Source organism: Sorangium sp. So ce296 (assembly GCF_051529605.1).
GTDB classification, from domain to species: Bacteria; Myxococcota_A; Polyangia; order Polyangiales; family Polyangiaceae; genus Sorangium; species Sorangium cellulosum_D.
Map to the genome: position 1 here is coordinate 1,623,058 of NZ_CP150325.1, position 19,122 is coordinate 1,642,179.

A 19,122-nucleotide genomic window follows, 5' to 3' on the forward strand; every position below is an offset into this window, starting at 1 on the left:
CGCCGCGGCCGAGCACGTTTGCGACCGGGTCGCCGGGCGCCGGAGCGCGCAATCCGGACGAGGCGCGGCGAGGCGCGACGAGGCGCGACGATCCGCGCCTCGCCGCGGTGAGGCCGCACTTATCGAGCCGCGCCGCGCGGCTCGTCGGGGATCTGCCATCGACGAAAACCGCTGTTTCGTGGGCCGCCCGGGATGGTACAACGGGCCGCGCGCGAGGTCCCCACCGTCCCGATTGGCGGGCGTTTCCTTGTTCGATCTCGCGGATGAGGCTCGATGCATACGCTTCGGAAGGTGTTCGGCGACAGGCCCCGGCGCGCTGCGCTCACGGCGCTGCCGCTCGTCGGCTCGCTCACGCTCGCGGGCGCTGCCGAGGCGCAGCAGCCGCAGCCGCCCTTCGGACCTCAGCCGCTTCCGGGCCAACCGGCCCCGCCCAGGCCGTTCGGGCCCGAGCCTCCTCCCGCGCAGCCCGGCCCCTTCGGCCCGCAGCCGGGCTTTCCGGGCGACGCGCCGCCGCCCCAGTTCGGCCCCCAGCCGGCGCAGCCGGGCTTCGGCCCGCAGCCGGGCTTCCCGGGCGACGCGCCTCCGACCCAGTTCGGCCCGCAGCCGGGCTTCGGCCCGCAGCCGGGCTTCCCGGGCGACGCGCCGCCGCAGTTCGGGCAGCCGGGGCAGCCGCCGCCGGACGCGAGCTTCTCGTTCGGCGCGCAGGCGTCCGTCGGCGAGCAGGGCGCCCAGGCGAGCTCGACGGCGCCGCGCTCCACCGCGTGGGACGAGGAGGAGCGCGCGCTCTCGCTCACCGCGCAGCCGAACCTGTGGGGCTCGACGGGCCTCCTCAGGACGTCGTACGCGGGCTCGGGCGCGCCGGGCACCTTCCGGGTGTCGTTCCTGCTCGACTGGTTCTCGACGAGCGGCTTCCTCTGCGATCCGGCCGAGTCGACGCTCGCCGGCCACCCGATCACCTGCGGCCCCGACGCGCGGGAGGACTCGGCGAGCCACGTGGGGGCGCTCTTCGCGCTGAACGCGACCCCCCTGCCCTTCCTCGAGGGCTACGCGGCGATCCGCACGTTCGCGAACGCGAACGATCAGGGCCGCCCGCGGCTCTTGCAGGTGCTCGGCGACACGACGTTCGGCGTGAAGGCGTTCACGCCCCCGAAGATCGGCAAGCCGCTCACCTTCGGCGGCGAGGCGCAGCTGCTCCTGCTCAACGGCACGGGCGACGTGGGCCTCGCCGGCGGCGGCACGAGCGCGGTGTTCCGCGGGCTCGCGACGCTCGATCTGCGCAAGCCGCAGGGCAAGGGGTTCCCGCTGCGGGTCAACCTGAACCTCGGCTACAAGCTCGACAACTCCGGCCAGGTCGTGGAGGAGGTCGAGAAGGAGCGGGCCAAGGCGTTCACCGACGGGCGCGATCGGCAGCCGATCTCGCGCATCGAGCGGTTCGGGCTCGGCATCAACCGGGTCGACTTCTTCCAGACCCACCTCGGCGTCGAGGTGCCGCTGCCGAAGGTGCAGCCGTACCTCGAGTACACGCTCGACATCCCGGTGAACCGGCAGGGCTACGAGTGCCACACGAGCCGCGTGTCGCGCGGCGACGTCTGTCTCGGGCTCGACGACTTCGCGTCCCCGGACCCGCAGAGCCAGGGCGGACCGGGCTACGCCGCGGCGCCGTCGCGGCTGTCGCTCGGCGTGCGGGTGACGCCGTTCCAGAAGGCGTTCCGCGGGCTCTCCGGGCACGCGGCGTTCGACCTCGGCCTGTCGGCGACCTCCGTGTTCATCGAGGAGGTCGCGCCGCAGGCGCCGTGGACGCTGTACCTCGGGATCGGCTACGCCTACGACACGAAGCAGAAGGAGCCGCCGCCGGCCCCTGCGCCGCAGATCATCAAGGAGCCGCCGCAGCTCGTGCCCGCGCCGCAGACGTTCGCGCGCGGCTTCGTGCACGAGCAGAACCGGCCCAACGCGGCGGTGGCGGACGCGATCGTGACGATCGAGGGCGTGCCCCAGCCGCCGTACGCGACCGGGCCGGACGGCCGCTTCCTCACGCGGCACCTCGAGCCGGGGACGTACACGTTCAGCGTCCGGGCGAACGGCTACAAGCCGGGCACGTGCCAGGCGACGATCCTCGCCGGCGGGGCGGCGCCTGGGCAGCCCGGGCCGTTCGGTCCGCAGCCGGGGCCCTTCGGTCCGCAGCCCGGGCCGTTCGGCCCGCAGCCGGGGCAGCCTGGCGCCTTCGGCCCGCAGCCCGGTCAGCCGGGCGCCTTCGGTCCGCAACCCGGGCAGCCCTTCGGTCCGCAGCCGGGGCAGCCCGGCGCCTTCGGACCGCAGCCCGGTCAGCCGGGCGCCTTCGGCCCGCAGCCGGGGCAGCCCGGGCCGTTCGGCCCGCAGCCGGGGCCGTTCGGCCCGCAGCCCGGGCAGCCCGATCCCTTTGGCCCGCAGCCGGGGTTGCCCGGCGCCGGACCGAGCGGGGCGCCGCCACAGGGGCCGACGTTCGTGGACGTCGACTGCTCGCTCGAGGCGCTGCCGAAGACGGGCAACGTCGTCGGGACGGTGAAGGACGCGGAGAGCGGGGACGCGGTCGCCGGCGCGACGATCCGGCTGACCGACGCGGCGGGCCGCGAGCAGACGGCGACGAGCGACGCGAGCGGCGCCTTCCGCTTCCCGGATCTGCCGGCCGGCGCGGTGACGCTCAAGGTCGAGGCGCAGGGCTACATGAACCACGTCAACCAGGCCGACGTCCGCACGAGCGAGGACACGCGCGCCGCGCTCACGGTGAACAAGCGGCCGAAGGTCTCGCTCGTGAAGGTGCAGGGCAACGAGATCAAGATCTCGCGGCAGATCCACTTCGAGACCGACTCGGCGAAGATCCTGGGCGACTCGAACGCGCTGATGGAGGAGATCGCGGACGTGCTCCAGCGGAACCCGAACATCCGCAAGGTCGAGATCCAGGGGCACACCGACAACACGGGCGGGCGCGAGCACAACCAGACCCTCAGCGAGGCCCGCGCGAACTCGGTGCGCGCCTGGCTGATCCGGGCCGGCGTGGACGGGTCGCGCCTCATGGCGAAGGGCTACGGGCAGGACCGCCCGGTCGCGCCGAACGTCACGCCCGCGAACAAGGCCAAGAACCGGCGCGTGCAGTTCATCATCGTCGAGAAGTGAGCCGGGCCCGCCGCCGGGCGGATCCGGCGCGCGGCCGCGCCTCGGCGTCGCTTGTCGGCGCCGGGGCGCTGCGATAGGGCACGCGCATGATGAAGCAGGTCGTCGCGGGCGCGCTCGCCGTGATCGCGGGGTGCGCGGCGCCCACCCCGGCGCCGGACGCTCGGCCCGCCGAGAGCGCCCGGCCCTCGTCGCCCGCCGCCGCCCCGACGGCGACGGCGACGGCGACGGCCGCCGCCGGCGCGCCCGCGTCCTCCGGCGCGGCGCCGGCGCCGCAGCCGGAGGACGCGGGCGCGCCGTCGCCGACGCAGGACGGGGGCGCCAGCGCGGCCGCCGACGCGGCGACGGGCGCGCCCCCGCCTGGATCGCCGCCGGCCGCCGGCGCCGATGCGACCGCGATCGCGACGAACAAGATCCTGCCGCCGCTCGAGAGCGAGGAGCTCACGGCGCGGGCGAGGGCGCTGTTCGACGCCATCGTGAAGAACGAGCCGGCGCTGGCCGACCCGTTCTGGTTCCCCAAGGAGCCGTTCATCCCGCTCAAGGACGTGAAGGACCCCGGCAAGTACTGGGACAACCTCCACGCCGCCTACGCGAACGACGTGAAGGCGATGCACCGGAAACGCAAGAGCTGGGAGGGCGCGCGGTTCGTCGGCTTCGAGGTCGGCTCCAGGCCGAAGTGGGTGCCGCCCGGCGACGAGGTCAACAAGATCGGCTATTACCGCTCGTTCCACGGCAAGCTGAAATACGAGCTCGACGGCAAGCCGGCGAGCCTCGACGTCCACACGATCATCTCGTGGCAGGGCCGCTGGTACATCACGCACCTCGGCGACTTCAAGAAGCGCTAGGCGCCCGCGCGCCGCGGCGGCATCTCTCGCGGAGACGAAGGACCCCAGGGGAGCGCGATGGAACAGGCAGAGCGCGTCGCAGGCGGGCTGAGGGCGCGGTACGACGCGGTCCGGGCGTTCACGGAGTCGCTCTGCGCGCCGCTCTGCGCCGAGGACTACGTCGTCCAGTCGATGCCGGACGCGAGCCCGGTGAAGTGGCACCTCGCGCACACGGCGTGGTTCTTCGAGGCGTTCGTGCTCGGCCAGCGCGCCGGGTACGCGCCCTTTCACCCGCAGTTCGGGTACCTCTTCAACTCGTACTACGTGACCGTGGGCGAGCGGCACAGCCGGCCGCGGCGCGGGGTCCTGTCGCGCCCGACCGTCGAGGAGACCTACCGCTACCGGCGCCACGTGGACAAGCACATGCGCGCGCTGCTCGACGAGATCGCCGCGGGCTTGCACCTCGATCTCGCCTTCACGATCGACGTGGGGCTGCACCACGAGCAGCAGCACCAGGAGCTCCTCCTGACCGATCTGAAGCACGCGATGGCGCAGAACCCGCTGCGCCCCGCGATCTTCGGCGGCGCGCCGCCGGGGCGGCGCGGCGGCGCGGCCGGGGAGCTCCGCTTCGTCGAGCACGCCGAGGGCGTGCGCTGGATCGGCCACGGCGAGGGCGGGTTCGCGTTCGACAACGAGGCGCCGCGGCACCGCGTGTTCGTCGGCGCGTTCGCGCTCGCGGACCGGCCGGTGACGTGCGGCGAGTACCTCGAGTTCATGCGAGACGGCGGGTACGCGCGGCCGGAGCTCTGGCTGTCGGGCGGCTGGGACGCGGTCGTGGCGAACCGGTGGGAGGCGCCGCTCTACTGGGAGCAGCGCGACGGAGGGCTCCAGCTGTTCACGCTCCACGGGCTCCGCGAGCTCGACGCCGACGAGCCCGTCTGCCACGTGAGCCACTACGAGGCCGACGCCTACGCCCGCTGGGCAGGCGCGCGGCTCCCCACCGAGGCCGAGTGGGAGACCGCCGCACAGGGCGCGCTCGCCGCCGCGGGGGAGGTCGCCGGCGGCGCCGCGCCCGGCGAGGCGGCGCTCCAGGGGAACTTCGCCGAGCGCGGGCGCTATCACCCGGAGCCCGCGGGCGCGCCGCCGCGGCCGGGGGCCCCGCGGCAGCTCTTCGGCGACGTGTGGGAATGGACGTCGAGCGCGTACGCGCCCTACCCCGGGTTCCGCCCGTGGCCGGGGGCGCTCGGCGAGTACAACGGCAAGTTCATGAGCAGCCAGCTCGTGCTCCGCGGCGGCTCGTGCGCGACCCCGGCGACGCACCTCCGCGCGACGTACCGGAACTTCTTCCCGCCGGACGCGCGGTGGCAGATGAGCGGCATCCGGCTGGCCCGCGACCTCTGACCCGGGCCGCGCCGGCGGCGCGCGCCCTTGCCGTGGACGCCGCGCCGGCGGCGCGCCCTTCCTGTGGACGCTGCGCCGGCGCGCCGCCATGGTCTCGGCGTGGCGCCGCTCGTCTCCGTCTTGCTCCCGTACCGGCAGGCGGAGGCGACCATCGAGGAGGCGCTGGAGAGCGTGCTCGCCGAGCGCGACGTCGACCTCGAGGTGATCGCCGTGGACGACGGCTCGACCGACGCCGGCCCGTCCACGGTCGCGCGCCTCGCGCGGCGCGACCGCCGCGTGGTCCCGGTCGCGACCGGCGGCGTGGGCATCGCGCGGGCGCTCGCGCGCGCGGCCGAGGCGGCGCGCGGCGAGCTCTTCGCGCGCATGGACGGCGACGACATCTCGGTCGGCGGGCGCCTCGCGCGCCAGGCCGAGGCGCTCCGGCGAGATCCGCGGCTCGCCGTCGTCGGCGCCCGCGTGGAGGCGTTCGCGGCCGGGCCGGTCGGCGAGGGCATGCTCCGCTACGTCGACTGGCTGAACTCGATCCTCACCCCCGAGGATCACGCGCGGGAGATGTTCGTGGAGTCCCCGCTGTGCCACCCGTCGGTGATGCTGCGGCGGAGCGCGCTGGAGCAGGTCGGCGGGTTCCGGGAGGCCCCCTGGGCGGAGGACTACGACCTGTGGCTGCGCCTCGACGCCGCCGGCGCGCGGATGGCGAAGCTCCCGGAGCTCGGCCTGCGCTGGCGGCACCGCGAGGGCCGCGCGACGTTCGCGGATCCGCGGTACGCGATCGCGCGGTTCCTCGAGGCCAAGGCGCACTACCTCGCGAGGAAGCTGGGCGCGGCGCGCCCCGTGGCGGTGTGGGGCGCGGGCAAGACGGGCAGGCGGCTGGCGAGGGCGCTCGCCCGGAACGGCGTGAGGCCGGAGCGGTTCGTCGACATCGATCCGCGCAAGATCGGCCGGATCGCGCAGGGGGCGCCGATCGTCGATCCGTCGCGGCTCTCGCGGGGCGCGCAGACCGTCGTCGTCGCCGTGGGGGCGCGGGGGGCGCGCGCGCTCATCCGCGAGCACCTCGCCGCGCGCGGCTTCGTCGAGGGCTCCGACTATGTGTGCGCCTCCTGAGCGCGCGGCGCGCGGCGCGCGCCGCGCGGACGCAGGGCGCCTCTTTGCAACCGCGTGCTCCGGTGGGAGGATTCGATCCCACAGCGATGCGCGTCCCGGTGCTCACGAGCAAGCTCGACTTTCCCCCGCCCGAGCGCGCGACCCCGGAGGGGATCGTGGCCGTGGGCGGCGAGGCCTCGCCGGAGCGGCTCCTGGCCGGCTACCGCCGGGGCATCTTCCCGTGGCCCCACGACGGGCTGCCGCTGCTCTGGTTCTCCCCGGATCCGCGCTTCGTCCTGCCGCCGCGCGAGGCGCACGTCCCGCACTCGCTGCGCAAGCGGGTGCGCCGCGGCGGGATCGAGGTGCGGACCGACACGGCGTTCGCGGACGTCATGCGGGCCTGCAGCGCGACGCCGCGGCCAGGGCAGGACGGCACGTGGATCACCGAGGAGCTCATCGGCGGGTACACGGCGCTGCACGCCGCCGGGGTGGCGCACAGCATCGAGGCCTGGTCGAACGGCGCGCTCGTCGGCGGGCTCTACGGCGTGTCGCTGGGGCGGATGTTCTTCGGCGAGTCGATGTTCGCGCGCGCGCCCGACGCCTCGAAGGTCGCGTTCGCGACGCTGCTCGGGAACCTCGTCGCCTGGGACTTCGCGCTGGTGGACTGCCAGGTGTACACCGACCACCTCGATCGCTTCGGCGCCGTCGAGTGGCCGCGGCGCGAGTTCCTCCGCGCGCTGAAGACGGCGCTCGACGCCCCGACGAAGATGGGGCCGTGGCGCTTCGACCTCGAGCCCGCGCAGGCGATCGAGCGGCTCATCTCGCGGTGATCGCGCCCGAGCCGAGCGCCGCGCCGTCCGAGCCGCGCGCCGCGCCGCCGGGCCCCGGCGCTACGAGCGGCCCTCGCCCGCGTCGTCCTTGATCTCCCGGAGCAGCTCCTCGATCCGCCGCTGGGCGTCGGGGCCCTCGTCGTAGAAGAACCGCAGCGTCGGCACCACGCGCAGGCCCATGGTGCGGGCGACGTCCCTGCGCAGCCGGCCGGACGCCGCCTCCAGCCCCTTGAGCAGGGCGCGGCGGGACGCCGCGTCCTCCGCGCCGAACTCGTGGCGCACGTGGACCTTCGCGCTCTGCAGGTCGTCGGTGATCTCCACGCGCGACACGAGCACCCCGGCGATCCGCGGATCGCGCAGATCCCGGAGCAGGTTGGACAGGTCCTCGCGGAGCCGTTCGGCGACCCGCGTCGCCCGCTTCACCGTGCCGCTCATTCGTCGTCCTCTGCGTCCTCGAACCTGTCCGAGGCCGCTCCCAGATCATCATCCCCGCGGCCGAGCGCCTGCTCGATGCCGCCCTGCACCCCCGCTCCCCCCTCGCCGAACGGCACGATCTCGGTCGCGCGGTCGGTGAGGACGGCGTGGGGCAGCGACCCGGCCATCGCGGCCACGTCCGCGAGGACCCGGTCGCACATGGCCGCCGAGTTCGAGACGACCGCGACGCCGAGCGTCGCCCGCCGCGGATCGTCGAGCACGCCGACCTCCGCGATCGACACGCGCATCCGGCTCTGCGCCCGCTCCTTCAAGGAGCGCACCACGCTGCGCTTGTCCTTGAGGGAGCGGGCCCCGACGATATCGAGGCGGAGACGGAGGACGCCGACGAACATCTACAGGCTCAGAGCTTCGTCTTGACCTCTTCGATCTCGAAGCTCTCGACGATGTCCTTCTCCTTGATGTCCGAGTAGCCGTCGAGCGAGATACCGCACTCGAACCCCTCGACCACCTCTTTCACGTCGTCCTTGAAGCGGCGCAGCCCCGAGAGGCGCCCCGTCCAGATGACGACGTTGTCCCGGATCAGGCGCGCCTCGCCGGTGCGCTTCACCGAGCCGTTGATCACCATCGAGCCGGCGACCGTGCCCGCCTTCGTGATCTTGAAGACCTGGCGGACCTCGGCGCGGCCGAGGACCTTCTCCACCTTCGTCGCGGGGAGGAGACCCTCCATCGCGCTCCGGATGTCGTCGACGGCGTTGTAGATGATGTTGTAGAGCCGGATCTCGACGCCCTCGTTCTCGGCCAGCGCGCCGGCCTTGCCGGCAGGCCGGACGTTGAAGCCGACGATGATCGCCTTCGACGCGACCGCGAGGTTGACGTCGCCCTCCGTGATGCCGCCGACGGCGCCGTTCACGATGGTGACCTTCACCTTCTCGGTCGAGAGCTTCGCCAGCGCGTGGGTGATCGCCTCGACCGAGCCCTGCACGTCGCCCTTGATGATCAGCTTGAGCTCGAGCTGATCGGCCTCCTGCAGGTTCTTCGTGATCGACTCGAGCGAGACGCGCGAGTCCTGCGGGATCAGCGTCTTCGACGCCTTCTTGCGGCGGGTCTCGGCGATCTCCTCCGCGGTCTTCCCGTCCTTGACGGCGTGGACGGGATCGCCCGCGCTCGGCACCTCGTTGAGGCCGAGGACCTCGACGGGCGTCGCGGGGCCGGCCTCGGCGACGGAGCGCCCGAGCTCGTCGGTCATCGCCCGGACCTTGCCCCACGCGGCGCCGGCCAGGAGGATGTCGCCCGTGCGGAGCGTGCCGTCCTGGACCATGACGCGCGCGACCGGGCCGCGGCCGCGATCGAGCAGCGCCTCGATGACGGTGCCGCTGGCGCGCTTCTTCGGGTTGGCGCGGAGGTCCTGGACCTCGGCGAGGAGCAGGACCGACTCGAGGAGCTGGTCGATGCCCTGCCCCATCTTCGCCGACACGCTGCAGAACATCGTCTCGCCGCCCCACTCCTCGGGCTGCAGCCCGAGCGCCGCGAGGTCGCGCTTGATCTTGTCCGCGTCGGCGCCCGGCTTGTCGATCTTGTTGACCGCGACGATGATCGGCACCTTCGCGGCCTGGGCGTGCGAGATCGCCTCCTTGGTCTGGGGCATGACGCCGTCGTCGGCGGCGACCACCAGGATCACGATGTCGGTCAGCGACGCGCCGCGGGCGCGCATCGCCGTGAACGCCTCGTGGCCCGGCGTGTCGAGGAAGGCGATCGTGCCCCGCTGCGTCTCGACGCGGTAAGCGCCGATGTGCTGGGTGATCCCGCCCGCCTCGCCCTCGGCGACGGTGGCCTTCCGGATCCGGTCGAGCAGCGACGTCTTGCCGTGGTCGACGTGGCCCATGACGGTGACGATGGGCGGACGCATCTCGACGTCCTCGTCGGCGTCGACCCCGGCCTGCATCGCCGCGGTCAGCGTGTCCTGCTCGCTGACGGCCACGTCCTCGACGCTCCAGCCGAACTCGCTCGCGAGGATCTTCGCCGTGTCGGCGTCGAGCGTGCTGTTGATGTTCACGCCCGTCATGCCCATCGACAGGAGCCGCATGAGCACGTCGGTGGCCTTCAGGCTCATCTTCGCGGCGAGCTGCTGGAGGGTGACCTGCTCCTCGATCTTGATGACCTTCTTGTGCGAGGCCATCTCCTGCGTGGAGACCTGGACCGGCTTGCGCGGCAGGGCGCCGCCCGGGCGCTGCCGCCCGAAGGTCCCCGGGCGAGCGTTCCGGCCGCCGGGCATGGACCGGCCGCCCGGACCGAAGCTGGGGCCGCCGGGGCGCGCCTGCTGGGCGTTGGCGCGCGGATCGTAGGTCGTGCGCCGCGCCGGCGGCGTGCCGGTGCGGGCGGCGGGCATCGTGACGCCGGGGCGCCCCTGCCACACCTCGATGCCGGTCTTCGGCGGCGAGGACGGGCGGCGCGGCGCCTGGTTCGCCGGCGCCGCCTCCTCCGGCTTGGCCGCGGGCGTGGACGCCGGCGGCTGCGTCGGCCGCGCGCCGGGGCGGGCCGCGGACGCCGCGGGCTGCGCCGGAGCACCCGGCCGCTGCCCCGCGGGGGGCGGCTGCGTCGGCCGAGAGGCCCCCTGCGCCGGAGCGGGCGCCGGCGTCGAGGGCGCAGCCTGCGGCCGGGCCTGAGCAGGCGCCGCGGCAGGCGCGGGCGTCGCAGCAGCCGCGGGTGCCGCGGGCTTCGCCGGGGCCGGCGCGGGCGCGGCCGCCTGCGCCGGGGCAGGCGCGGGCGCGGCGGGCGCCGCGGGAGCGGCCGCTTGCGCCGGAGCCGGCGCAGGCGCCGCGGGAGCAGCCGCGGCGGGCGCAGGCGCGGGCGCCGCGGTGGGCGCGGGCGTAGCGGCGGCGGGCGCCGCCGCAGCGGCGGACGGCGCCGCAGCGGCGGCGGGCGGAGCAGGCTTCGGCTCGGGCGAGGTCACCTTCGTCTCCTCCGCGGGCGCGGGCGCGGACGCCGCGACAGACGCGGGTGCTGCGGGAGCGGGAGCCGCCGGGGGCGGCGGCGCTTCCGGCGCGGGGGGCGCAGCCGCGACGGGCGGCGCTGCCGGGGCAGGCGCGCTGGGCGCGGGCGCGGGCGCAGGCTCGCGCGGGGTCGCGGCGACCACCGGCTCGGGAGCCGGCGCCGGGGGCGCTGCGACGGGAGCGGCGGGCGGCGGCGGAGCGGGGCGACGGACCGGCGCTTCCTCCTGGGCAGCGCGCTCGGGCGGCGGGGAAGCCGGAGCGGACGCAGCCACAGGCCGAGAGGGCGCCGGCTCCGGAGCGGCGCGCACGGGCGCCTCGGCCGGCTCGGGCTCAGCCCCGGGCCGGGCGCGGCGCTTCACGACGGTCGGACGGATCCGCTCCTCCACCACCTCAGGCGACTTCTGCCGCTCGAGGTGCCGCTTAACCCGCTCGACGACGTCGGACTCGACGGCGCTCATGTGGTTGCGCACGTCGCCTATACCCATGGACTGGAAGAGCGCGACCAGCGTCTTCTGGTCCATGTTCAACTGCTTGGCGACCTCGTAGACCCGGACTTTGCTCATGCACCTCGCTCCACGTTAACCAATCCGCCTCACCCATCCACGCGGGCGACGACTTGCGGCCACTCTGTCCACCGTCGAGGCGCGTCCGGTAGAACCGGACATCGCCGCCCTGCCCCCGACCGCGCCGCCTTCCCCGGTCCCCGGCGCAGTTGCAAGAAGCCGACCGGACCCACTTTCTGACGCCAACCGCGCCTCGCGGCCAGCAAGCTCGCCCGATGGGCTGCCAGGTCGTCCCCCGCCCCCCTCAGACGCCGGCCGAGCGGAAGGCCTGGGGTGCTCGACGTCCACCCCCGCCCTCCCCCGGCCGCGGCGAGGCGCCGGGCCGGCAGGGCCGGGCGCGGCCTTCTGCGGCTCGGGGCTCCCGCCCTCCTCGGATCGGGCAGCCGCGTTGCGCGAAGCCCGCCCCTTTCGACCGGAGCCGCCGCGCCCGCCCTCCGCGGGGCCCTCGCCCCGCTCGATGCGGGCGCAGGTGTCCACGACGTGCGCCGTGTGCGCGACGGCGGCGGCGATCGAGGGCGAAGAGATCGCCATCACCGCCACGCCGCGCTCGCGCGGGCCGCCCACCAGGGAGCCGAGCACCTGCTTGCTGCCCCATGCGACGGCGCGCCCCTCTGCGATCGCCCGCCGCACCTCCGGCAGATCCGCGCCCGCCGCCGCGTCGCACGCGACAAGCACGAGCGCGGCCTCGCCCCGCTGGCACGACCCCACGACCGCATCGGCGCCGACCGCCACGCCCTGGGAGCGGACGGCCGCGCGGATGAGCCCCTGGAGCCGCCGCTCCGTCGCCTCCCGGATCCCCCGCGCCAGCGACACGGTCGTGAGCGGCTCCGGCCCGGGGGCGGCCGGCTCGCCGGCGCCCTCCTCACCCGTGCCGCCCGGGCCGCCCGGGCCGGCGGTCCCCATGATCGCGTGGACCCGCCCCTTCGCGGCGCGGGCGAGGCCCCGGGCGACCGCGGTCGCCAGGCAGTCCCGCTGCGGATGCACGTGCGCACCCCGCCCGAACCCGCCGTCGCCCGGATCGACCGCGATCACGCCGCCAGGGCCGAGGATGAGCCGGACGAGCGGACGGGCGCCGCGGGCGTCCTCGACGCCGACGCGCTCCCCACAACCGACGCACGTGCGCACCCGCCCCTTCTCGAAGGGCTCGCGCTCACCCGCGTCGCTCTGTCTGCTCACCGCTGATTCCATCCTTGGCCCTCTGCGCTGCCCCACTCCTTACGCGTGCCTCGCCTCCGCCGCACGGCGGATGTCCGCCCGAGCTGCATCGAGCACCTTCTGCTCGCTCTCGACGAAGTCCCGCGCGCCCTGCTTGATGGCGCGCGCCTTCTTGATGCCGAGGCCCGTGCGGATCGCCAGCCGATCCTCGTCCTCCCGCAGCACGTCCTCCACGCTGCGGTACCCGGCCTCCTCCAGCAGCACCACCGTCCGCTCGCCGACGCCGCGGATGAACATCAGCCGCTCGCGGTCGGTAAGCGGCTCGGTGCGCGAGCTCGCGGAGCGGATGCGCTCCTGCCGCAGCCGCTCCATCGTGGTGTCCGCCTGCGACTTGATGCGCTCGGCGGCCTCGGCGCCGCCGAGGCCCGGGATCGCGGCGAGCTCCTCGACCGACGCCTCGCTCACCTCCTCCAGCGCCCGGAAGCCGAGGCGGTACATGGACTTGGCGATCTGCTCGGTCACGCCGTCGATCTGCTGGAGGGCGGAGATCGCCTCCTCCTCCATCTGCTTGAACTTGGTCTCGCTGATGATGTCGAGCTTCCAGTTGGTCAGCTGCGCGGCGAGCCGCACGTTCTGGCCCTTGCGCCCGATCGCGAGCGACAGCTTCTCGTCCGGGACCACGAGCTCCATGCGCCCGTCGGCCTCGTCGACGATCACCTTGTGCACCTCGGCCGGCTGGATCGCGGCGATGACGTAGCGCGCCGGATCCCGGTCGAACGGCACGATGTCGATCTTCTCGCCGCGGAGCTCCTGGACCACGGCCTGCACGCGCGAGCCCTTCATGCCCACGCACGCGCCCACCGGGTCGACGTCCGCGTCGCGGCTCGTCACCGCGATCTTGGAGCGGGCGCCCGGCTCGCGGGCGACCGACACGATCCGCACGATGCCCTCGTAGATCTCGGGGACCTCGGCCTCGAAGAGCTTCTCGACGAGCCGGGGATCGGAGCGGGAGAGGATGACCTGCGGCCCGCGCGCCTCGCGATCGATGTCCTTCACGTACGCGACGATGCGGTCCCCCGGCCGGTACGTCTCGCGCGGCGTCTGCTCGCGGAACGTGAGCACCCCCTCGGTGCGGCCGATGTCGACGATGATGTTGTTGCCCTTCTCGAACCGCCGCACGATGCCGCGGATGAGCTCTCCCTTGCGATCCTTGTACTCGTTGAAGATGAGATCGCGCTCGGCGTCGCGCACGCGCTGGAGCAGGACCTGCTTCGCCGTCTGCGCGGCGATGCGCCCGAAGGTCGTGCGGCCGTGCTTGAGCTTCAGGATGTCGCCGTACTCCTTGTCCTGATCGCGCGCCTTCTCCGCGTCCTCAGGGCGCCAGAAGACCTGGAAGCCGAGCTCCTCGCCCAGGGTCGCGTCCAGCTTGAGCTTGTCCACGTCGTTGATGGAGATCTCGCGCTCCGGCTCCGTCACGGCCTCGACCACGGTCATGTACTGGAAGAGATCGATCTGCCCGGTGTCCTCGTTGAAGCGCGCCTCGAGCTCGCGGGTCGGGCCGAAGACGCTCTGCGCGGCCTTCAAGATCGCGGCCTCGATCGTCTCGACAAGGATCTTCTTGTCGATCCCCTTCTCCTTCGCGACCTGATCGAGGATGCTGCCGAGGCTCGTCTCCGAGGTCGGCATCGCTGCCATCGTTGCCATGACGTCCCTGTCTCCTGATCTTTCTTCTCTCTACTTGCGCTTCTCGGAGCCGCGCTCGCTCCGCCCGGAGGCCGATCCCGGAGCCGCCCCCGTGGACCGCCTGGCCTGCCCCGACTCCTTAGCGGTCTCCTTGCCCTGCCGCTGCCCCTTCTTGGGCTTGGGCTGCGTCGTGAGCTCGAAGACGAGGCGCGCCTCCACGACATCCGAAAACGGCACCTCGATCCGCTTGCCGTCGACCAGGACCGCGACCTGCCCCTCCGGCGCCTGAAGGAGCTCGCCCCGGAGCAGCCGCTGGCCGTCCGGCGCGGGCCGCGACAGCTTCACCTTGGCCGTCTTGCCGAAGAAACGGACGAACTCGGCCGGGGTCCGCAGCCGCCGGTCGAGGCCAGGAGAGCTGACCTCGAGGTTGTAATGGTTGGGTATGAGGTCCTCGACGTCGAGGACCGAGGAGACGTCGCGCGACACGTCCGCGCAGTCCTCCAGCGTGACGCCGCCGCCCGCGTCGGCCGACCCCTCGCGCTCGATCGTGATCCGCAGCGTCCAGCCCGCCCGCTCGGTGGTCCACTCCACGTCGACGAGCGTCACCCCGTGCGAGGCGAGCACCGGCGCGACCGCGTCGCGAACGCGGCCGAGATCGAACGCGGCTCTGGTCGTAGGCTCCATCGGTTGCGGCATGTGAGAGACGTCACCCTCGGCGGATCCGGGACCTTCCGGCGCCATGAGCCCCGAGCGACGGTGCCCGGCGCCCCTGCGCCAAAAAAAAAGAGCCGATTCCCGAACTGGGAATCCGGCTCGCGGATCCGCCTAGTTGTCGGCGGACAACCTAGTCGAATGCGGGCCTTCATGCAAGGGGGGATACGGGCAAACCGCTCCTGCATTCGCCGGGGATCTCCCCGCCGGTTCGTCTCCCCGCGTCGCCCGCCGTCCGTCGCCCGCCTTCGGGGCCGCGCCGCGTCACCGCCGGGAGGCGGGCCGCCTTACGCCAGATTCGGCAGCGCGACGATATCCACGTGCAGGACCTCCTCGAACGCCGCGATCTCCTTCAGGCAGGCTTCGCTCGGCCGGCCGGTGACCCGCATCTTCGTGCACGTGGCAGTGGCCCCCTCGAAGACCGTATTCGAGATCTCCTCGATGTTGATCCCGTGGCGTTTCATGACGCTGAGCGTGTTCGCGAGCACGCCGACCTTGTCCAGCATCCGGACGACGACCGCGTAGCGCGCGGGCGAGGTCGCGCAGATGTTGACCACGTTGGGCAGGTCCGCCTCCGTCAAGAAGGCGCGGATGATCCGGGCCGTCTCGAGGGCGACCGCGCGCTGGGCCTGCTCGGTCTGCGCGCCGACGTGCGGGGTCCCGTAGACGAGCCCCCGCCCGAGGAGGTGCGACTCGAACGGCGCCGAGCCCTTGTCGGGCTCGCTGGCGAAGACGTCGAGGCCGACCCGCAGCCCCTTGCGCGGGATGAGCTCCTCCAGCGCGGCGTAGTCCAGGACCTCGGGGCGCGCGGCGTTCACGACGATGGCGCCGTCGGGGAGCGCCTCGAGGACGCTCCGGCCGACGATGCCGCGCGTCTGCGGGGTGGCCGTCAGGTGGATCGTGAAGATGTCCGAGCGGGCGGCCAGCTCCTCCAGGGTCCGGGCGTAGCTGACGTCGAGCTTGGCGGCGCGGCCCGGGGTCAGCGAGCGCGACCACGCGTGCGGCTCGAGGCCGAAGGCGCGGGCGCGCAGCAGCACCTCGCGGCCGATCGCGCCGAGCCCCGCGATCCCGATCCGCCGGCCGAACAGGCCGCGGGCCGCCGAGTACTTCGTCTTCTCCCAGCGGCCGGCCCGGAGATCGGACGTCGCGTCGACCAGGCGGCGATCGAGCGCGAGGATGAACGCCATCGTCAGCTCGGCGACGGCGGTCGCGTTCTTGCCGGGACAGTTCGCCACGTAGATGCCGCGCGCGCTCGCCGCCGCCACGTCGATCGTGCCCACGCCGACCCCGGCCCGCACGATCAGGTTGAGCTGCCGCCCGGCCTCGATCGCCTTCGCCGTGACCTCCGTCGAGCGAACGACCAGAATGCCGACCCCGTCCAGGGCCGCCGGCAGGGTGTCCCGGGTGAGCTCCGGCCGGGACTCGATCTCGATCCCGAGCACCTTGAGCTCTTCCAGAGCCGAGAGGTCCATCTTGTCGGCGACTAGCAGGCGCATGCGGAAGGGAACGGTAACAGAAAAGCTCTCGCTGACGACGTGCGTTCTGGTCGCCGCCTGCGTTGCCACCTGCGCGAGCGATCATCAGGTTTCTCCCTGGGGCGCCGCGCGCAGGCCGCACCTCGCCGCGTACGTCGCGCCCCCCGACCTCGAGGCCCACCTGCGCACCATCGACGTGGAGGCCGCCGAGCTCGGGCTGACGCTCGAGGTCGAGCTCCGCGGCGCGCTCCCGCGCCGGGGGGGCGAGGTGGTGCTGCGCGGCTACGGCGGGACCGACGCGATCGGGCGCCGCACCTCGGCGGTCCGCGTGGCGACCCCGCGCGGCGTGGTCATGGCCGCAGGGCCCCTCGACAGCGGGCGCGCGGACCGCAGCCAGGCGACCCAGCTGATACCGTCGCTCCTCCCGGGCTCGGAGCCGGACGCGACCGAGCAGCTCGGGGCGTTCCGCTCCGGGACCGATCTCAACCGCGACGGCGCGCCGGACGTGGTGCTCAGGAACGAGGCGGGCGCGCTGGAGATCTGGGCCGTGCAGCCGTTCGGCGCGGGCAGGTACGCCGTCGAGCTCGCGGCGCCGCCGCGGTTCGCGCTCGACGTCGACCACGACGGCACGCTGGAGCTCGCCGGCCGGATCGCCGTGGCCGAGGGGGATCCCATCGCGCCGGATCTCCTCGACGTCGCGGGCTTCGAGGGCGGTCGCTACACGCACCGCGGCGGCGCGGCGCGGGCGTTCCACGCGGCGCGGGCGGGAGGCGCGGGCGCGGGCGGCCAGGGCAAGCCGAAGGAGTTGGAGAAGGACGACGTCGCGCGGCTCAGGGGCGCGCTCGAGCGGGCCTGGCACGCGCTGCTCGCGGGCAGGCCGGCGGCCGAGGCGCTCGCGGCCCTCGACCGGGAGCCGGTGCCGCCCGCGCTCCGGGAGGCGTTCGCGGCGCACCGCGCGCGGGTGGCGGGCGCGGCGCCGGCGTCCCCGGGGGGCGCGCCGGCGCAGGAGGGGCCGCGCGGCGCGCCTACTCGTCCGCAGGGAGCATCGGAAACGCCTGACCGAAGGTGACGAGGATGTCGCCCGGGAGCGCGTCGGGCTCCCGGTAGCCGCGCGTGAGCGGGAAGCCCCAGTCGGCGCGCATGACTACGCGGTTGAGCTGCGGGAAGAGGGCCCGGAGCCCGAAGCCCGCCGACTGCTTGAGGCGCAGCTCGCCGTAGCCGTCGAACGCGTCGCCGGCGTCGAAGAAGGCGGCGCCCGCGATCTGGCACGACCAGATCTCGACCGGGCGCGTGCGGAGCTCCAGGTTCGCGGAGAGCACGTCCTCGCCGATGAACGCCGCCGTCGGGTACCCGCGGAGGCGCGTGTCGCCGCCGAGCTGCGACCTCCGGTTGAGGTAGTTCCGGTAGCGATCGAGCAGCCGCACGTCGAACACGAGCCGCCCGAGGCCGAAGCTCGGCGTGTGCACGCGCGCGCGCGCCTCGAACGAGGCGTCGAAGATCTGGGAGCGATCGAACTCGGTGATCGTCTTGATCACCGCGCGCGCGAGGCCGTCGCCGAGCGCGACGGTGTACGCGGCCGCGGCGGAGACCCCGAGGAAGCTCCGGGTGGAGTTGAGCGCGGTCGTGACCGGGTAGATCAGGATCGAGAGCTCGTGGCCGAGCCGGTAGTCCTCCTGCAGCGCGAGCGTGTTGAAGTCGAGCACGCGCGAGAAGCGGGTCGAGTACGTGGAGTACTTGAACGTGGGCGCGACGCGGGTGTCGCTCACCGGCATCTCGCTCGCCTCGAACTCGGCGATCGCGGCCGGCGCGACGCCCGCGGGCGCGTCGATGCGGTAGACCCTGCGGCTCGCCTCGACGCCCACCGAGAAGTCGTGCTTCACGGTGGAGCCGGCGCCGCCGGGCGCGCCGCGGCCGCCGAAGCTGCGCGTGACGGCGTAGCCGCCCACCAGGATGTCGCTGCGGTAGCGGTACGGGATGTCATCGTCGTCCGGCGTGGCAGCCGCGTCGAAGGTGGCGAGCCTCGTCCCGATGAAGCGGCGCGTCACCTCGTCGCGCCAGGAGATCTCGGCGTCCCAGGCCCACTCGGCCTCGGTCGCGTAGAGCGGCTGCCCGTACACGAACGCGCCGCTCGAGCCCTCGAGCGCGCCGGTCTCCCGCGAGACGATCGCGTTGAGCTCGGTCCGCAGCCGCACGTGGCTGCCCCCGATGCGCGGCATCGCGTAGGCGACGCCGAGCGAGAGCGCGCCGGGATCGAGCGTGAGCTGCGCCGCGACGGCGTGGTGGATGCCGAACAGGTTCGTCTCGGCGGGCTGCAGGAAGAGGTACTCGAGCTTCCCCCCGGCGAAGCGGTAGTTCGAGTTGAGGCGCAGGCTCCAGACGTCCTTGGTGGCGACCGCGACCCGCACCCGCCCCGGCGCGCTGCCCCGCACGGCGAAGATGAGGACGAGCGAGACCTGGCTCAGGCCGCGCAGGTTGCGCGCGGACTCGTCGGCGAGCGCCTGCTCGTAGGGGCGCCCGACGGCGAGGAGCACCTCGCGCCGGATGACGTACGGCCGCGAGAGCACGTGGAACCAGTTCAGGAAGGACGGAGCGGGATCGCGGTCCTCGATCACCTCGTACGGGACCACGTCGATCCCCTCGACGATCTTGCCCTCGGGCGTGGGATCGAGCGTCGCGCCGAGCCGCGCCAGGGTGCGCTCGATCGTGGCGCGCTCGTAGCTCGAGTAGCCGTCGAGCTGCCGAGGCGCGGCGTCAGCGGCCGGCGCGCTCTGCTGCGCGTGCGCCGCGGTCGCGAGGAGCGCGCCGAGGAGCGAGGGGGCGCAGCGCAT

The 19,122-nt window shown here is 73.9% G+C and carries 14 protein-coding genes; 6 read left to right on the forward strand and 8 right to left on the reverse strand.

The features are described from left to right. The first annotated feature begins 273 nt into the window (after window positions 1–273). The 5 genes from WME98_RS06150 (at window position 274) to aat (ending at window position 7,282) form a co-directional block, all read left to right on the forward strand. A complete protein-coding gene (locus tag WME98_RS06150; RefSeq protein ID WP_437950439.1) occupies window positions 274–3,150 on the forward strand; it encodes a carboxypeptidase regulatory-like domain-containing protein in 2,877 nt (958 codons plus the stop codon). Window positions 3,151–3,236: 86 nt separating this feature from the next. Then, the gene (locus WME98_RS06155) at window positions 3,237–3,992 is read left to right on the forward strand and encodes a hypothetical protein (protein ID WP_437950441.1); all 756 of its coding nucleotides are present in this window, start codon (window positions 3,237–3,239) and stop codon (window positions 3,990–3,992) included. Window positions 3,993–4,049: 57 nt separating this feature from the next. Next, window positions 4,050–5,372 carry an ergothioneine biosynthesis protein EgtB gene (gene egtB, locus WME98_RS06160; protein ID WP_437950443.1) on the forward strand — a complete coding sequence of 441 codons (1,323 nt, stop codon included), beginning with the start codon at window positions 4,050–4,052 and terminating at the stop codon, window positions 5,370–5,372. Between the two features lie 99 nt (window positions 5,373–5,471). Continuing rightward, window positions 5,472–6,473: a glycosyltransferase gene (locus WME98_RS06165; protein ID WP_437950445.1), complete on the forward strand. Its 1,002-nt coding sequence runs from the start codon at window positions 5,472–5,474 to the stop codon at window positions 6,471–6,473. A gap of 86 nt (window positions 6,474–6,559) precedes the next feature. Continuing rightward, entirely contained in the window at window positions 6,560–7,282 is a 723-nt protein-coding gene (aat, locus tag WME98_RS06170) for a leucyl/phenylalanyl-tRNA--protein transferase (RefSeq protein ID WP_061621793.1), read from the forward strand. Between the two features lie 60 nt (window positions 7,283–7,342). Here the strand turns inward: aat and rbfA are convergent, their stop codons facing one another. The 7 genes from rbfA to WME98_RS06205 form a co-directional block, all read right to left on the reverse strand. After that, on the reverse strand, window positions 7,343–7,717 hold the full coding sequence (gene rbfA, locus WME98_RS06175) for a 30S ribosome-binding factor RbfA (protein ID WP_437567399.1): 375 nt from the start codon (window positions 7,715–7,717) through the stop codon (window positions 7,343–7,345). Beyond that, window positions 7,714–8,109 (reverse strand): DUF503 domain-containing protein, encoded by a 396-nt coding sequence (locus WME98_RS06180; RefSeq protein WP_061621791.1) that lies wholly within the window; start codon window positions 8,107–8,109, stop codon window positions 7,714–7,716. The genes rbfA and WME98_RS06180 overlap by 4 nt, the downstream gene beginning before the upstream one ends. 8 nt (window positions 8,110–8,117) lie before the next feature. After that, entirely contained in the window at window positions 8,118–11,270 is a 3,153-nt protein-coding gene (gene infB / locus WME98_RS06185; protein ID WP_437950447.1) for a translation initiation factor IF-2, read from the reverse strand. Window positions 11,271–11,285: 15 nt separating this feature from the next. Further along, window positions 11,286–12,446, reverse strand: coding sequence for a DUF448 domain-containing protein (locus WME98_RS06190; RefSeq protein WP_437950449.1), 1,161 nt, complete (start codon window positions 12,444–12,446; stop codon window positions 11,286–11,288). 39 nt (window positions 12,447–12,485) lie between these two features. After that, complete coding sequence (gene nusA, locus WME98_RS06195; protein ID WP_061622027.1) at window positions 12,486–14,129, reverse strand: transcription termination factor NusA; 1,644 nt, start codon at window positions 14,127–14,129, stop codon at window positions 12,486–12,488. A 30-nt stretch (window positions 14,130–14,159) separates the two neighbouring features. Further along, entirely contained in the window at window positions 14,160–14,792 is a 633-nt protein-coding gene (gene rimP / locus WME98_RS06200) for a ribosome maturation factor RimP (protein WP_437950451.1), read from the reverse strand. Window positions 14,793–15,106: 314 nt separating this feature from the next. After that, a complete protein-coding gene (locus WME98_RS06205) occupies window positions 15,107–16,315 on the reverse strand; it encodes a phosphoglycerate dehydrogenase (RefSeq protein ID WP_437950453.1) in 1,209 nt (402 codons plus the stop codon). Between WME98_RS06205 and WME98_RS06210 the strand changes: the two genes are divergently transcribed. Next, window positions 16,314–17,363 (forward strand): FG-GAP repeat domain-containing protein, encoded by a 1,050-nt coding sequence (locus WME98_RS06210; RefSeq protein ID WP_437950455.1) that lies wholly within the window; start codon window positions 16,314–16,316, stop codon window positions 17,361–17,363. The two genes, WME98_RS06205 and WME98_RS06210, sit on opposite strands and share 2 nt — an antisense overlap. Here WME98_RS06210 and WME98_RS06215 read toward each other — a convergent pair. Further along, window positions 17,320–19,122: a hypothetical protein gene (locus WME98_RS06215; RefSeq protein ID WP_437950457.1), complete on the reverse strand. Its 1,803-nt coding sequence runs from the start codon at window positions 19,120–19,122 to the stop codon at window positions 17,320–17,322. The genes WME98_RS06210 and WME98_RS06215 overlap by 44 nt on opposite strands.

Bases quoted from the DNA above. Each gene is read 5' to 3' on its own strand.
- WME98_RS06205 (WP_437950453.1), bottom strand. From the start codon at position 16,315: ATGCGCCTGCTAGTCGCCGACAAGATGGACCTCTCGGCTCTGGAAGAG.
- WME98_RS06180 (WP_061621791.1), bottom strand. From the start codon at position 8,109: ATGTTCGTCGGCGTCCTCCGTCTCCGCCTCGATATCGTCGGGGCCCGC.
- WME98_RS06155 (WP_437950441.1), top strand. From the start codon at position 3,237: ATGATGAAGCAGGTCGTCGCGGGCGCGCTCGCCGTGATCGCGGGGTGC.
- WME98_RS06210 (WP_437950455.1), top strand. From the start codon at position 16,314: ATGCGGAAGGGAACGGTAACAGAAAAGCTCTCGCTGACGACGTGCGTT.
- nusA (WP_061622027.1), bottom strand. From the start codon at position 14,129: ATGGCAACGATGGCAGCGATGCCGACCTCGGAGACGAGCCTCGGCAGC.
- rimP (WP_437950451.1), bottom strand. From the start codon at position 14,792: ATGGAGCCTACGACCAGAGCCGCGTTCGATCTCGGCCGCGTTCGCGAC.
- WME98_RS06215 (WP_437950457.1), bottom strand. From the start codon at position 19,122: ATGCGCTGCGCCCCCTCGCTCCTCGGCGCGCTCCTCGCGACCGCGGCG.
- egtB (WP_437950443.1), top strand. From the start codon at position 4,050: ATGGAACAGGCAGAGCGCGTCGCAGGCGGGCTGAGGGCGCGGTACGAC.
- rbfA (WP_437567399.1), bottom strand. From the start codon at position 7,717: ATGAGCGGCACGGTGAAGCGGGCGACGCGGGTCGCCGAACGGCTCCGC.
- aat (WP_061621793.1), top strand. From the start codon at position 6,560: ATGCGCGTCCCGGTGCTCACGAGCAAGCTCGACTTTCCCCCGCCCGAG.
- infB (WP_437950447.1), bottom strand. From the start codon at position 11,270: ATGAGCAAAGTCCGGGTCTACGAGGTCGCCAAGCAGTTGAACATGGAC.
- WME98_RS06150 (WP_437950439.1), top strand. From the start codon at position 274: ATGCATACGCTTCGGAAGGTGTTCGGCGACAGGCCCCGGCGCGCTGCG.